This window comes from Arthrospiribacter ruber (assembly GCF_019343195.1).
Lineage (GTDB): Bacteria > Bacteroidota > Bacteroidia > Cytophagales > Cyclobacteriaceae > Arthrospiribacter > Arthrospiribacter ruber.
Genome location: NZ_RPHB01000002.1, coordinates 612221 through 625770, shown reverse-complemented (window position 1 = coordinate 625770; position 13550 = coordinate 612221). Strand labels below are relative to the sequence as shown.

Below are 13550 nucleotides of genomic sequence, written 5' to 3'. Positions count from 1 at the left end.
TTTTATCCCATATATCGTAAAGGTCTAATGTATATTCTAGAAATTGCCTAGGATCAAGGAGTTCCGTCAAAATCTGCCGCTATTCAGTGTCTGCTGAAGATATCAGGCATACAGTTTATTGAAAACCAGCTATGATTTTAATCAGAGCTGGTTTTTTTGGTTCAGAGGGTCACCTTACCCGTACTCCCTGCCAAGCAGAAGGATCCTTTCTCCATTCTACCAAAGAGGCTAGCGTTTCATCATCAATGTAGTCATTGGCTAGTGCCTGTGGAAGCATAGAGGAATAATCGCTTAGACAAATAAGCTTTACTCCTGCATTTTCAAAGTTGGATTTGGCCACATCAAATCCATAGGTGAAGATGGCCACCATGCCCAAGACTTCAAAACCCGCTGCTTTCAAATCTTCTACGGCCTTGAGAGAGCTTCCTCCTGTAGAAACCAGGTCTTCTACTACTACCACTTTTTGACCGGGAGTAACTTTTCCTTCTATCATATTTTCCATGCCATGCCCTTTAGGCTTGGATCGCACGTACAGAAATGGCAGTTCCATCTGATCCGCTAAAAGTGCCCCTTGAGGAATTCCTGCTGTGGCCACACCAGCAATTGACTCCACGGAAGGGAAGTTTTGTTCAATGGCCTTCACCATGTTTTTCTTTATAAAGGTCCTCACCTCAGGGAAAGACAAGGAAAGTCTGTTGTCGCAATAGATAGGTGATTTCCATCCTGATGCCCAAGTGAAGGGTTTTTCAGGCTGTAGTCTTATGGCTTTTACTTCCAGAAGCATTCCTGCTACTTCTGCTGCTGTCTTTTTGTCGAATATTTCCATGTGTCAAAATTAAAGGATAAAAAATAAGTGGCGGTTGTGAAGCCTGAAAATTTTATGCATTTTTGATCCAAATCTCGAATAAAGAAAAGTTTTTAATAGCCAGCTATGAAGATTTTTGTAAACGATAAACCGCTCGATGTCCTGACACCACGAGAACTCTCTAAGGATAAGGTTTTTGAGTGTGTTTATGACCGTCCCATTGACATGCCCGCTACCTGTGACTTTCACGATGATGTGCTTATTGTAGAGCCCTCTCATGATATTTTGATCAAGCTCCTCTATCTCTTGCGAACCAGAAAACTGAAACATTTAGATTCGGTGACTATAGTAGCTGAAGATAAAAAAGAGGTGAAGGATTTTATCAAAAGCAGGTTTTTGGTGATCAAGGCAGCGGGAGGAGTGGTGACCAAGGGAAAGGACATACTTTTTATCCATCGTTTGGGAAAATGGGACCTGCCTAAAGGTAAATTTGACAAAGGAGAGACTCCTGAGCAGTGTGCCGTAAGGGAAGTGGAGGAGGAGTGCAATATCAAAGTCAAGCTAGGCCCGGAGATCTGCAAAACCTGGCATACTTATACCCACAACAGGAAAAGTATTTTGAAGAAAACTTATTGGTATGCCATGGAAAATCTGGATGATTCCAAGATGGCTCCACAGAAAGAAGAGGGTATAGAAGATATCCGATGGCTGACTCATCATGAAGCAAAGACAGCCTTGGTAAATTCCTATCCTTCTATGCGGTTTTTGTACAAGAAATTTCTGAAAATGGTACCCAGAGTTTATACTTCATAAGGAAGATATTCGCTGACATCTGCACCGAATTTATGTACTTCTCTGATGACCGTAGAGCTTACCGCAGCAAATTGTGGGGAGGTGATCAAAAATACTGTTTCCAGCTCGGGATTTAATTTCCTGTTCATCTGGCTTATTGTATTTTCATATTCAAAATCCGTCGTGTTCCTTAATCCTCTGATCAGGAAGTTTGCTTGATGTTTTTTGGCAAGACTTGAGGTAAGTTCATTGTATACCACCACTTTTACCCTTGGTTCATCCTTATAGAGTTCCTCTATTTTCTTTACCATACCCTCTATTTCAAAGTACCTGGTTTTTTTTGCTACATTATATCCGATACCTATAATGAGTTCATCGAATAAATTGAGGCCACGCAATACGATGTCATGATGTCCTTTGGTAAACGGGTCAAAAGATCCCGGAAAAATGGCTGTTTTTTTCATAAATGGTTCAGATAATCGTCCAACGTGTTTCGAAGGCAGCGGATTTAAGGATGTTGTCTACGTTTTCTGCATAGTGAACATTGCTGTCCGGGTCAGAAAGCCTGAAGTTTTTGAAATAAAGATTGCCCCATTCTTGGTCAATTTCCAATGTAGAGGTATCACCAAAAATTGTGATTCGGCAAAGCTTCCGGTTAAAATTGAGCTGATGCATAATTCCAAATACATAGCTGAGCAGCTGATCCCGGTCTTTGGCTTCGAACCTGTTGAAAATCTGTAATTCTTGCTTGGAAAATCCTGCAAGATAGAACGATCCATCGTGCCAACTGATCAGAATTTCCTGATTGAGCAGATTGGTTTTACTCTTAAAGCAATAGGACAGAAAAGAGGCAGCTCCATGGTGAAAGCGGAATGAAGTTTTTTCTTTGGTAAGCTTTTGATATAATCCAAAATCAACGCTCCCTACCAAATGAAGGCTATTGCTTTCGAGTGGAGTGTCAAAAGCTGCTATGTTTTCAGTTTTTCCCGCGAAAGACAGGTAGGTGGATAAAAAGCTTTGGTTAAATAAGGTGCCTGGTACTAAGCTGAAGTTGGAATTGTGAATAAAGAAGGCGGTGGGAATATCCCTGTTGAATATATCACTTTCCAGTATTGTATCCACAACTTTTTCCTGATCTGCTTCATTGAAAGATTCGGCTGCGATCACCTTATTGTTTTGGTCCTTTGCAATCAGTAGAGCCGTATGTTCATACAAGAAAAGCGATAAACTTGACACCGTATTGATGTCAAATTTATCGCTTAAGTATTTTTCTTGCGTATGTATTACTGAGCTTGCCAAGATTACTCCCAGTTACCAGAAGTAGAAGAATCAGTTCTAGAACCTACTCTCAAGGCTTTCTCGTTGTTGTTTTCTCTTCTCTTAGGATTTACCGGAGCAGGGTCTCTGATTTCGAAAACAGGGATTTCACGTCCACTTCTTTCGATTTTGTCAGTGAAGTATTCAAACTCCTGACCACCTGATCCTGGTACTACGTTCAATGTTTCCAAGTTGAAGTTAGGGTGTCTTCTTTCGTTGAAAAGGGAGTCCATCACGTACACAGAGCCTAGAGTGTCAAAAGTGACTGTGGTTTCTTCTTTTCCGTATTCCAACAGTTTAGTAGTTTCTTTTCTTTGTACCAACCAGATTTCTCCTCCTTGGATAAAGTTTTTCAGGTCATTCCAGTTGTCCGCATATTCTCCATTAGCAGCATTGTAAGCTATCTGAGCATCTCTCAGCATTTGAAGCTTTTCAATTACTCTAGATTCGATGGCAGCGATTCTTTTTTCTTCCTGCATGACATCATCTACGCCTTTGAATAGGAAATAGCCCAATCCTAAAGCGCCGAGAAAGAAGACTACGGATAAAATTTTGCTTAGTGTCATTTTAGAGATGATTTAATCTTTTATAAAGGTTGATGGTTTTTATTCAAGTTGCTATTTTATCGAATTATTTTCAAAATTAAAATATCCCATCCACTTTCGCACATCATTCCATGATTTTATTCCGTCAAAAAGAGGATGTTTTTCACCTTTTGGGATCATTTGTAGTTTTTCGGGTGTCATAAATTTCAATTCTGTAATCAATTGCTTACCGCTGTCAAGTTCAGGGTCTGTCCCTAGAGTTAAGCGCCCGCCTGTTTTTTCCACCAAAAAAAACAGCTCAATTGCATGTAAAGGTGTTTCCAAATATTCGTGGGCACAAACAAAATTACATATACGGATGTCGAGCCCTGTTTCTTCCTTGAATTCCCTCTTCAGGTTTTCGGCTGCATCACTCCCAAATTTCATTCCCCCGCCAGGTACGTTCCAAAAATCCCTCTCAGGTCCCATCCGGTGTTTGATCATCAGAGCTGCACCGTCTTCTATCAATATACCATTAACCCTTATTCTGAGTCTTCCACCGAATTTATCAGTCAATTCTTTTTCGAGTTCTGCCATTTCAACTTAGATTCGTGGACTTATGGGAAGTAAAGATAATCAGCCTACAGTCAGGCCGTCAGTTTTGTTGAAAAAATATTTCCAGTTTGAACCTACCAATGGTCAAAATGAATTTTTCAATCTGATGGACGGTTTTTTGACAGACCAAGATACTGACGGGGCTACCTTTGTCCTTAGAGGCTATGCAGGTACAGGGAAAACATCATTGATTTCTGCGCTTGTAAAGTTGCTTCCCAGGATTAAAATGAAATCTATGCTGTTGGCACCCACGGGCAGAGCAGCAAAAGTCATGGGCAATTACAGCCAAAAATCGGCCTTTACTATCCATAAAATCATTTACAAGCCCAAGGATCAAGCTGGAGACATGGGTGGAGGGTTTGATCTGGTCAAAAACTATTACCAAAACACACTTTTTATTGTAGATGAAGCCTCCATGCTTTCTGATGAATCTATGGGGAGCAGAAGCCTTTTGAGGGATTTGATCCACTATGTGTTTCAGGGTGTGGGCAACAAACTCATTTTGGTAGGGGATACGGCACAGTTGCCTCCTGTTGGGAGTGTACTCAGTCCTGCTTTGGAAAGGGATTATTTGGTAAGGCATTTCAGGCTCAAAGTTTCGATGATTGAACTGACCGAAGTCATGAGGCAGCAGCTGGAGTCCGGAATTCTCTATAATGCTACTTTTTTGAGAGATCAGGTAAAGGCAAAAAACCCTGTGATTTACTTTCAGACCAAAGGTTTTAAGGATTTTTTCAAAATGACAGGAGAGCGGTTGGAGGATGGCTTGAGGTATGCTTATGATAAGTATGGAACAGAAAATACGGCCATAGTCACGCGGTCCAATAAATCGGCTGTACAATACAATCAATATATCAGGCGGACAATACATTTTTTTGATGAAGAAATCAGTGCGGGAGATTTGCTGATGATTGTCAAGAACAACTACACTTATATGGCGGACTCCGATAAGGTCAATTTTTTGGCCAATGGGGATTTTGTGGAGGTTACCAAAATCAGGTCGTTTGAGGAAATGTATGGCTTGAGGTTTGCTACTCTTGAGCTGAGGTTGTTGGATTACCCCGATGAACCTTATTTCGAAGCAAAAGTCGTTCTGGATACCCTATACAGCCCACATCCTGCTTTGACAGTGGAAGCATATAGAGAGCTCTACAGACAGGTGTCTTTGGATTATATGGATGTTGTTAATAAAAGTGAAAGGATGGAACTGATCAAAAAAGATCCGTATCTTTCGGCTTTGCAGGTGAAGTTTGCTTACGCCCTGACCTGTCACAAATCACAGGGTGGCCAATGGGATGCGGTATTTGTAGATCAAGGCTACCTGACAGAAGATCAGGTCAACCAAGAGTATATCAGGTGGCTATACACTGCGGTGACACGTGCAAAAAAGGAATTGTTTATGGTGAACTTTAATCCAAAGTTTTACATTTACAAAGAAGATTCTGAGACAAATTTAAATGATGAATAAAACTATGAAAAAGCTGTTTTTACTTGTTATGGTTGCTTTTGTGGCGTTTGCTGTCAATGCACAGAGTGATAGCAAAGGTGCAGTGATGGATTTTTCAGAAAAATCCAAAGATTTCGGAGATATCACCCAAGGAGATAAGGTAGAGCATACCTTTGTTTTCACCAACTCCGGCGACGCACCCTTGGTGATCTCCAATGTGGCAGTTTCCTGCGGATGTACTGCGCCGAACTGGCCAAAAGAGCCAATCGCTCCTGGAGCTACGGGAGAATTGAAGGTGGTTTTCAATTCTGCCGGGAAAATGGGAAGACAAAATTCAGTGGTGAGGGTTTACTCCAATGCTTCTGAACCTATTGAGAAAGTTTCATTGATCTCCAATGTACTTCCAAAAGGTAAGTGAAATTCAAAAAAAACTTCAATTTAAAAAAGCCGGATTAGTTCCGGCTTTTTTATTTTTTCATTTGGGGTTTTGAAAAGTTTTACCGGAACATTTTCTGATTTGTTTTTAAAAATTAAGATCATCTTCACGGTGCTCTGCTGTTTCTTGAAAATCTAAGAAGTTCTTTTCCTGCTGAATCTTTAAGAACCCAGTCTCCATCTTTCAGGGTATAACTTTTTACTTTGTTGAACATCGCAAGAATCAGATCTTCTGTTTCCAGATACTTTTTATCAGGATCGCAGGCTTGATGTTCTATAGAAACATCAGATAGGTCTATCCTGTTAAGGTCCAAAAAATCATTCAGGGCAATCTCCAGGTCATGACAAAGGTATTTTCCCCGCATTTTTCTATGTAATGGATCTACAGTGTAAGATTTGTCGAGATCAGTCAAGAGGATATCTTCTGCACCTTCGACGTGTACAAGTTTCCAATTTCCACTGAAAAGGGTTTTATAATCCCTCAGTTTTTGGAAAACAGTTTTTATCCTGATTCTCCTCTGTGGTTCCAGTTCTACTACTTCGAGTACTGTCTCTCCATTCTCATCAAAAATTTCAATTGGATCCAAATCCAGCCAATATTTTTCTATCAAAACCCGGTAGTAATAGCCCGGCTGAAAACCGAAATTATCTACTTCATAATTTAGGCTTTTCCACTGAGTTGCTGTCAACTCTGTTTCCATGGAATAGTAGTGACAGGGTGCCCCACTTTCCAGCGGCTTGGTACATTGCAAACGGTTGCTGTACAACCACACCTCAATGAAGTCATTTTCCAAGTTTTCGGTTTCTACCATTTCGCAGGAAAATGTTAGAGATAATAAAATGGGTAATATCCATTTTTTGAGTTCCATAAGATAAAAGAGTGCGTGTTAAAAAAATCAATACCCAACTGATGGCTGGCAATTGATCTTTCAATTGCATATCAGTGGGACTGCCCGGTTGTTACCGTAAAAAATCCAAAAATCAATTTATTCAATAAAAATTGATGTTGGAAAGGATCACCTTTTCAAGTTTTTCTGCCCAAACTTTATACACCCGACCACTGGGATGCAATTTGTCCTCAACGACCATTTCCGGTTCTGCTCCCACTTCCCGGTAGTGTTCAGTGATATCAATGTAAAATACACCCAAGGTTTCGCTAATAGCTTTTTTACTCGCGTTATATTGGTCTATTTCCTGTCTCACCTTATTTTGATCTGCTCCTCTTTCTACAGCAAAAGGTGTTACTCCCCAATCAGGGATGGATAAAACCAACACTCTTTGTGGATTTCCTCCTGCAAATTCTATTGCCTGAACCAATCTTTCTTCAAATTCAACCTTGTAGTTTTCTATGCTTCTACCTCTATATTGATTGTTGACCCCAATCAAAAGGGTGACCAAATCATAGGTATTTCCACTGATTCCGGCATTTTCAATTCCGGTGGCTAATTCATCTGTAGTCCAGCCTGTTTTGGCGATAATTTTGGAAAGAGAAATGTTCAGGTTTTCATGGGAAAGCATACTGACCAATTGATTGGGATAGCGATCCTTTTCGTCAACACCTTCTCCAATGGTATAGGAATCCCCTAAAGCCAGATAAGTAAGGTCTTTTGCCTTTTTTTTGGTCGTTTGCTCTTGTAACATACAGCTTGTAAAAATCAGGATAAATAAAGTAAATAGGCTTAGTGATTTCATCGTTTTCAATCTTGGAATATGGGTTTTAGCATGGTGAAGGTGCCGCTTTCTGCATCCATTTCCACTTCAGCACCTACTGGAACGATAAATTGCTTCGGAATATGCCCTATCATAGCCCCTTTGTAAGCGGGAATTTTGAGCGGGAGAATATAGTCGTCCAAAATATCATCCAAAGTCAATGAGCCGTATCCTCCTCCTGGAGTGCAATTGGTGCATTGACCGAAGATAAATCCCTTGATTTTGGAAAGGGTACCATTGAGCATCAAGGTACTCATCATCCTGTCAATTTTGTAAGGATCTTCAGCTATGTCCTCTATAAAAAGAATGCTACCTGTAAAATCAGGTAAATAAGGAGTCCCCGATAGTGCTGTCAGTACCGTTAGATTACCTCCCAAGATCTTGCCACTGACCTTCCCGGGATAAATAGTCTGTATCCTGTTTTGTTTTACAATTAGCTCATCTCCCTTGAGGACTTCATTTTCAAAGATGGTGAGGGCTCTCTCATAGAATATTTTCTGAAATTGGGTCACGTTGAAGGTGTTCCAACTTCCGGTTCCATTGGGTCCATGAAAGGTGATCAGGCCTGTTTTGGCGTGTATGGCATTGTGTAAGGCTGTTATATCGGAATAACCTAACAATGGCTTTGGATTGGCTTTAATCCGTTCATAATCTATCAAAGGTAAAATTCTTGCCGCCCCTGAGCCTCCCCTGATGCAGATGATGGCCTTGATGCTTGTGTCGGCAAACATCCTATTGAGGTCATCCGCCCTTTCCTGATCGGTACCCGCCAAATGACCTCTTCTGCTCTTGAGGTGCTTTCCCATTTCGACTTCCAGACCAAGCGCCTCTAAAGCTTCTTTTGCAAATTCAAACTCAATCCTTTCTGAAGTGGCTGCAGAAGGGCTGATAAGTCCAACTTTGTCCCCAGGGCTCAAAGCATAGGGAAGCAGTTGTTTTTCATCCATAGAAAGTGCGGGGACAAAAGAAACCAGAGGAAGAGCTCCGATTCCCATCCCGAAAGTCTTTAAAAAGGATCTTTTATTCATGTTGAAAATTGCTTTTGATCAAAATTATAGGAATAATTTTCAATTGTTCCTGCTTGGCCCAGGAATTTCATATTCATTCTGAAATTGGCTTACCTTTTCAATAATTCTCCTTGATGTACAAGAGGACCTTTTCCATTTCCCTTCTGATTTCAGAGGCTTTATTCAGGTAGTTGTTGTTCATAAAGGCAAAAGCATGGTGTCTGCCACTGTCTGTTCGGATAATGCCAACCAGACAGTGGTTGTTGCTGATCGTGCCTGTTTTCGCAAAAATATAGGGTCTAGGGGCTTTGTAATTATTTTTTAAAGTCCCGTTGATCCCTCCTTGTGGCAGAAGGTTCATCAGCTGATCTCTGGGAATGGACTTATCGATTTTTTCCATCAGGGTGATCATATTTCTGGGAGTTACCAAGTTGTGCCGGGAGAGTCCCGAGCCATCCACCCATTTGATGTCATCCGGGAGGTCCCTGAGGTATGTTTTCAACACATGATCTATGGCCCTTTCTGAATTGAGCTCCCCGAAAAGCTGATCCGATACCATCAGTAGGATTTGTTCAGCTATAAAGTTGTCACTTTCCTGGAGCATTTCTTTCCAAAGTGGGCGCATACTTCCTCCGTTGAAAAGCCGTGCTGTGGTCGGCAGTTCCGTATTGACAAGTTCTACTGGTTTTTTGAGAACATCTCGGAGCAATTGTACGGTAAGCTCAGGAGAAGTAACAAAAGGCAGCATAGGTCCTGGATTGGTATAGGTACTTGGGTTGTAGTAAAAAATATTGCTGTGAAAATCCCTTCGGACAGTTGGTGATACTTTGCTGTAGGTTTTGATACTGTTGGCAAAAGCAGGAATTGTAGCTTGTGGTGACCTGTTTACATTTTTGAACATTACGATATTACCATAGATAGGGAAGGGAGATCTTTCGGCAGAATAAGGATAGTAATAATCATCCCATTGCCAGCCATAGCCAAAGGCTTCGTCTTTCCAATTGCTGGCCGAAAACTTCACTTTGCTGTAACGGGACAGGAAATCTTCAATTTTTGGCTGGGGAAGTATGTTATACTTCCAGGACGGATCTCCTGATCCCCAGATGGTGATTTCATTTCCTTCCTCTACATATCGGAAAGTATTGGTCTGGTCCCTAAGTACCATTAAAGAAGCATAAAAAGTCAGCAGTTTGGTCGTAGAAGCCGGAATGAAACTCATGTGGCTGTTTTTTTCGAAGTGCACCCAACCTGAGTCCAATTCATAAAGCATAAATCCTGTAGGATGATTGTCAAAAAAGGTGTTGGGACCAATAAGGGCATTTAGTCCTTCGTACCTCTCCCTGGCATCGATTTCCTGGGCAAATAGGGCAAAAATCGAAATGGTATATAGCAGCACGCTACTGCCTAACTTTTTTATCATTCAATTAAAGATTTTTAGGTTTTGCGGAAAGCAGCATCATTATCCAACCTGCAATAAAGGCTACTCCTCCAATGGGAGTGATGGCTCCCAGCCATGAAACGCCTGTCAGGGATAAAATGTATAAGGAACCCGAAAAAATCAATATCCCTGTGAAGAAGAGCCAGAAAGCGGTTTTCAACTTTCTGTTTGGGGGGTAAGTATCCATAAGTAAACTGCAAACCAAAAGGGCCATCACATGGTAAAAATGGTATTTGACGGCAGTTTCGAATGTATCTGTGGTGCCATTGGAAGCTAGGGTTTCCAATAGCCCATGGGCCCCAAATGCTCCTATTCCTACCGCCAAAGCACCCAGAAGTGTGGCTATCTGTAAGTATTTGTAGTTTTTCATATTACTTGTAATCTCTCTCCCCAAAAATGGCAGAACCTATCCTCACCATGGTGCTGCCTTTTCTTTGCGCCAGCAGGTAGTCACCGCTCATACCCATGGAAAGTTCTTTCAGGTCAAAGTTATCAGGAAGATCCATTTTTTTCATTTTTTCAAAAAGAGACTGTAAACCTTCAAATTCCCGCAGTACCTGTAGCTCATCCTCTGTGAAAGTGGCCATTCCCATCATTCCGATGATTTTGACATTTTTCAGGGTGGGGAGAATTTCATCCTCCAGCATCTCCATCAGTTCAGCTTCATCAAATCCAAACTTGCTTTCTTCTTCTGCGATATGTACCTGCAAAAGGCAATTGATTGTCCTGTCGGCCTTAACGGCCTGTTTGTTGATTTCTTTGAGAAGCTTGAGCGAATCTACCCCATGGATAAGGTGAACAAACCCTGCCATGTATTTCACCTTATTTCTTTGTAAGTGGCCTATCATGTGCCAGCGTATGTCTTTTGGGAGTTTTTCCGCTTTTTCTACCAGTTCCTGTACCTTATTTTCACCAAAATCCCTGATACCAGCCTGGTAGGCTTCCATGATTGCTTCTTCAGGGTGTGTTTTGGACACTGCCACCAGAAGACAATTTGGGTCAATGAAGGTTTTTTTTATGTCAATAAGGTTTTCTTTAATACTCATTCCTTTATTTTTGATCTATTAAGAAAGACTTCTAAAGTAAGCAAAGATATGGCGATATTGGGTACATTACTAAAAAAAGGCATCAGATTAAGGGTGTCGCTTGAGCAGGAATACAGCTCTCCTGCTGAGCTTCAGAAAGAAGAACTGAAGAAACTTTTGATCAAATCAGCCAACACCGCCATAGGGAAGAAGTATGGGTTTAAGTTGATTCTGAAAGAATTCAGGAAGCCCAACAAGGATTTTTATAGGGCATTTTCCAGTATGGTTCCTATTTATGATTACGAGAAGATCTACAAAGAATGGTGGTACAGGCTCAAAGATGGAGAAAGGAACATTACCTGGCCGGGAGCCATCAGGTATTTTGCCTTGACATCAGGTACTTCTGGGGCTTCTTCCAAGTACATCCCGATTTCAGGGGATATGGTGAGGGCAATCAGAAAAACAGGTGTCAGGCAGATTTTGACTCTTTCCAAGTATGACCTGCCCGATGACCTTTTTACCAAAGGAATACTGATGCTGGGAGGCAGCACAGATCTTGATTTTAACGGTACCTTTTTTTCCGGAGACCTCAGTGGGATCACCGCGGGAAGATTGCCGATTTGGTTTCAAAGATTTTACAAGCCGGGAAAACAAATCTCCAGAAATAAAAACTGGGGAGAGAAGCTGGATCAGATCGTAGAAATGGCACCCAAATGGGACATAGGCATCATAGTGGGGGTGCCCGCCTGGTTGCAGATTCTTTTGGAGAAAATCATAGAGAGGTATCAGCTCAGCACTATTCATGACATCTGGCCCAACCTTCAGATTTTTGTCCATGGTGGGGTGTCATTCGAACCCTATAAAAAGGGTTTTGAAAAGCTCTTGGCCCACCCACTGATTTATATGGAGACTTATTTGGCTTCTGAAGGGTTTTTGGCTTTTCAGGCTTTGCCTGACAGAAGAAGCATGCGTCTGGTCCTGAATAATGGGATTTTTTATGAATTCATACCCTTCAAGGATGAGAATTTTGATGAAAACGGTGAAGTGAAAGAGGGAGCGAGGACTTTGAAAATTGATGAAATTGAAGAAAATGTGGATTATGGCCTCTTGATCAGTACCTGTTCCGGGGCCTGGCGCTATCTTATAGGGGATGTGATCCGATTTGTGTCTTTGGAAGAAAGCGAAATCATCATCACCGGACGTACCAAACATTTTTTGAGCTTGTGTGGAGAGCACCTTTCTATGGACAACATGAACAGGGCCATAGAAATGGTGGGAGAGGAGCAGAACCTGAACATCAAAGAATTCACTGTGATAGGTCTGCCTCACGGATCCCTCTTCAAGCACCACTGGTTTGTGGGTACAGATGATGAAATCGATCAGGAAGAATTGGTTAAGCAAATCGATGAAAAGCTGAAAATTCTCAATGATGACTATGGTGTGGAGCGTCAACACGCGCTGAAAGAGGTGAGCTGTACGGTCTTATCTCCGCGATATTTTTACGATTGGTTGAGGGCGCAGGGCAAAGAAGGGGGGCAGAACAAATTCCCTAGAGTACTGAAAAAAGAAAAAATGACCCAATGGCTGGAGTTTTTGAAGGATAACAATATTGAAATATGACGGAGGCCCTGCTGGAAGGGATAGGAATGGGACTGGTCTTGTCAGCGATGATTGGACCGGTCTTTTTTGCATTGATCACCAATAGCATAGAAAATGGCTTTAGGCATACCGTGGTGCTGGCTTTGGGGATTTTGTGCAGTGACCTGATATATGTCCTGATTACATATTTTGGGGTGAGTGTATTTGCCCGGAATCCCAATTTCGAGATTGTGTTGGGCTATGCTGGAGGGTTGATCTTAATGGCTTTTGGTATCAGTTCATTTTTCAAACCTAGCGGTGCAAGACCTAATTCCGGAGGTTTACCTTTGCCGAAGACAGGGAAGACCAAAGGTTTTTTCAAAGGTTTTGGTATAAATGGGGTGAATCCTTTTGTGCTACTTTTTTGGATATCCATTGCAGGCCTGGTAAGTCTCAAGGATCACTTCGGTAAGGCAGATATCACGCTGTATTATATGGGGATTTTGGGGACTGTTTTTTCCATAGATTTACTCAAGGCCTATGTGGCCAAAAAGCTGCGTTCATTTATCACTCCAAGGGTAATGCTTATACTCAATAAAATGGTTGGGCTGCTTTTGGTAGGATTCGGCTTAAGGCTGATCTGGTTTGCTTTGGGAAAGCAGGGGGTGGTGTGAAGGTTTCAGTAGATAGGTTTCTTTTTCCTCCCGATCGAAGCAAGACGAAATAGAAATGGATACCAATAAGAGAATAATATATTTTGTCATATTAATCGCAGGCTTTTTTTCCCGTTGGTAATGTGCCAGAATAATTTTTGTTATATAGCTCAGCCCCAATAGTATTAATTATCCTTGTCTTTT

The 13550-nt window shown here is 41.5% G+C and carries 16 protein-coding genes; 5 read left to right on the top strand and 11 right to left on the bottom strand.

The annotated features are described in order from the left end of the window. Nucleotides 1-169 precede the first annotated feature (169 nt). Nucleotides 170-826 (bottom strand): orotate phosphoribosyltransferase, encoded by a 657-nt coding sequence (gene pyrE / locus EGN73_RS05635; protein ID WP_219287547.1) that lies wholly within the window; start codon nt 824-826, stop codon nt 170-172. 105 nt (nt 827-931) lie between these two features. On the opposite strand from pyrE, the gene EGN73_RS05630 reads away from it, so the two are divergent. After that, entirely contained in the window at nt 932-1618 is a 687-nt protein-coding gene (locus EGN73_RS05630; RefSeq protein WP_219287546.1) for an NUDIX hydrolase, read from the top strand. Here the strand turns inward: EGN73_RS05630 and coaD are convergent. Genes coaD through EGN73_RS05610 form a run of 4 tightly spaced genes read right to left on the bottom strand, consistent with a single transcriptional unit; the run spans nt 1606 to nt 4035 of the window. After that, nucleotides 1606-2061: a pantetheine-phosphate adenylyltransferase gene (coaD, locus tag EGN73_RS05625; protein WP_219287545.1), complete on the bottom strand. Its 456-nt coding sequence runs from the start codon at nt 2059-2061 to the stop codon at nt 1606-1608. The genes EGN73_RS05630 and coaD overlap by 13 nt on opposite strands. Before the next feature lie 7 nt (nt 2062-2068). Next, nucleotides 2069-2896: a DUF3822 family protein gene (locus EGN73_RS05620; RefSeq protein WP_219287544.1), complete on the bottom strand. Its 828-nt coding sequence runs from the start codon at nt 2894-2896 to the stop codon at nt 2069-2071. A gap of 2 nt (nt 2897-2898) precedes the next feature. Next, complete coding sequence (locus EGN73_RS05615) at nt 2899-3480, bottom strand: hypothetical protein (protein ID WP_219287543.1); 582 nt, start codon at nt 3478-3480, stop codon at nt 2899-2901. Between the two features lie 51 nt (nt 3481-3531). Continuing rightward, entirely contained in the window at nt 3532-4035 is a 504-nt protein-coding gene (locus tag EGN73_RS05610) for an NUDIX domain-containing protein (protein WP_219287542.1), read from the bottom strand. Between the two features lie 22 nt (nt 4036-4057). On the opposite strand from EGN73_RS05610, the gene EGN73_RS05605 reads away from it, so the two are divergent. Together EGN73_RS05605 and EGN73_RS05600 are read left to right on the top strand one after the other, a co-directional pair. Continuing rightward, nucleotides 4058-5521, top strand: a complete 1464-nt coding sequence (locus tag EGN73_RS05605; protein ID WP_219287541.1) for an ATP-dependent DNA helicase — start codon at nt 4058-4060, stop codon at nt 5519-5521. A 4-nt stretch (nt 5522-5525) separates the two neighbouring features. Continuing rightward, nucleotides 5526-5918, top strand: coding sequence for a DUF1573 domain-containing protein (locus EGN73_RS05600; RefSeq protein WP_219287540.1), 393 nt, complete (start codon nt 5526-5528; stop codon nt 5916-5918). A 124-nt stretch (nt 5919-6042) separates the two neighbouring features. Here EGN73_RS05600 and EGN73_RS05595 read toward each other — a convergent pair whose 3' ends face one another. From EGN73_RS05595 to EGN73_RS05570, 6 genes are all read right to left on the bottom strand, one after another. Continuing rightward, nucleotides 6043-6804 carry an META domain-containing protein gene (locus EGN73_RS05595; RefSeq protein ID WP_219287539.1) on the bottom strand — a complete coding sequence of 254 codons (762 nt, stop codon included), beginning with the start codon at nt 6802-6804 and terminating at the stop codon, nt 6043-6045. Nucleotides 6805-6925: 121 nt separating this feature from the next. Continuing rightward, on the bottom strand, nt 6926-7627 hold the full coding sequence (locus tag EGN73_RS05590) for an SGNH/GDSL hydrolase family protein (RefSeq protein WP_219287538.1): 702 nt from the start codon (nt 7625-7627) through the stop codon (nt 6926-6928). Between the two features lie 5 nt (nt 7628-7632). After that, a complete protein-coding gene (locus EGN73_RS05585) occupies nt 7633-8673 on the bottom strand; it encodes a S66 peptidase family protein (protein ID WP_219287537.1) in 1041 nt (346 codons plus the stop codon). Nucleotides 8674-8770: 97 nt separating this feature from the next. Then, nucleotides 8771-10072 carry a D-alanyl-D-alanine carboxypeptidase/D-alanyl-D-alanine-endopeptidase gene (locus EGN73_RS05580; RefSeq protein WP_219287536.1) on the bottom strand — a complete coding sequence of 434 codons (1302 nt, stop codon included), beginning with the start codon at nt 10070-10072 and terminating at the stop codon, nt 8771-8773. A 4-nt stretch (nt 10073-10076) separates the two neighbouring features. After that, nucleotides 10077-10460, bottom strand: a complete 384-nt coding sequence (locus EGN73_RS05575; protein ID WP_219287535.1) for a DUF423 domain-containing protein — start codon at nt 10458-10460, stop codon at nt 10077-10079. Between the two features lies 1 nt (nt 10461). Beyond that, nucleotides 10462-11136, bottom strand: coding sequence for a YggS family pyridoxal phosphate-dependent enzyme (locus EGN73_RS05570; RefSeq protein ID WP_219287534.1), 675 nt, complete (start codon nt 11134-11136; stop codon nt 10462-10464). A 48-nt stretch (nt 11137-11184) separates the two neighbouring features. Between EGN73_RS05570 and EGN73_RS05565 the strand changes: the two genes are divergently transcribed. Next, nucleotides 11185-12735 carry a GH3 family acyl-acid amido synthetase gene (locus EGN73_RS05565; protein WP_219287533.1) on the top strand — a complete coding sequence of 517 codons (1551 nt, stop codon included), beginning with the start codon at nt 11185-11187 and terminating at the stop codon, nt 12733-12735. Next, nucleotides 12732-13367: a LysE family translocator gene (locus tag EGN73_RS05560; protein ID WP_219287532.1), complete on the top strand. Its 636-nt coding sequence runs from the start codon at nt 12732-12734 to the stop codon at nt 13365-13367. Before EGN73_RS05565 ends, EGN73_RS05560 begins: the two co-directional genes overlap by 4 nt. Nucleotides 13368-13550 lie beyond the last annotated feature (183 nt).

Coding starts and splice junctions, on each gene's coding strand:
- EGN73_RS05630 (WP_219287546.1), top strand. CDS start 932: ATGAAGATTTTTGTAAACGATAAACCGCTCGATGTCCTGACACCACGA.
- EGN73_RS05565 (WP_219287533.1), top strand. CDS start 11,185: ATGGCGATATTGGGTACATTACTAAAAAAAGGCATCAGATTAAGGGTG.
- EGN73_RS05585 (WP_219287537.1), bottom strand. CDS start 8,673: ATGAATAAAAGATCCTTTTTAAAGACTTTCGGGATGGGAATCGGAGCT.
- EGN73_RS05600 (WP_219287540.1), top strand. CDS start 5,526: ATGAAAAAGCTGTTTTTACTTGTTATGGTTGCTTTTGTGGCGTTTGCT.
- EGN73_RS05580 (WP_219287536.1), bottom strand. CDS start 10,072: ATGATAAAAAAGTTAGGCAGTAGCGTGCTGCTATATACCATTTCGATT.
- EGN73_RS05590 (WP_219287538.1), bottom strand. CDS start 7,627: ATGAAATCACTAAGCCTATTTACTTTATTTATCCTGATTTTTACAAGC.
- EGN73_RS05560 (WP_219287532.1), top strand. CDS start 12,732: ATGACGGAGGCCCTGCTGGAAGGGATAGGAATGGGACTGGTCTTGTCA.
- coaD (WP_219287545.1), bottom strand. CDS start 2,061: ATGAAAAAAACAGCCATTTTTCCGGGATCTTTTGACCCGTTTACCAAA.
- pyrE (WP_219287547.1), bottom strand. CDS start 826: ATGGAAATATTCGACAAAAAGACAGCAGCAGAAGTAGCAGGAATGCTT.
- EGN73_RS05610 (WP_219287542.1), bottom strand. CDS start 4,035: ATGGCAGAACTCGAAAAAGAATTGACTGATAAATTCGGTGGAAGACTC.
- EGN73_RS05605 (WP_219287541.1), top strand. CDS start 4,058: ATGGGAAGTAAAGATAATCAGCCTACAGTCAGGCCGTCAGTTTTGTTG.
- EGN73_RS05570 (WP_219287534.1), bottom strand. CDS start 11,136: ATGAGTATTAAAGAAAACCTTATTGACATAAAAAAAACCTTCATTGAC.
- EGN73_RS05575 (WP_219287535.1), bottom strand. CDS start 10,460: ATGAAAAACTACAAATACTTACAGATAGCCACACTTCTGGGTGCTTTG.
- EGN73_RS05615 (WP_219287543.1), bottom strand. CDS start 3,480: ATGACACTAAGCAAAATTTTATCCGTAGTCTTCTTTCTCGGCGCTTTA.
- EGN73_RS05595 (WP_219287539.1), bottom strand. CDS start 6,804: ATGGAACTCAAAAAATGGATATTACCCATTTTATTATCTCTAACATTT.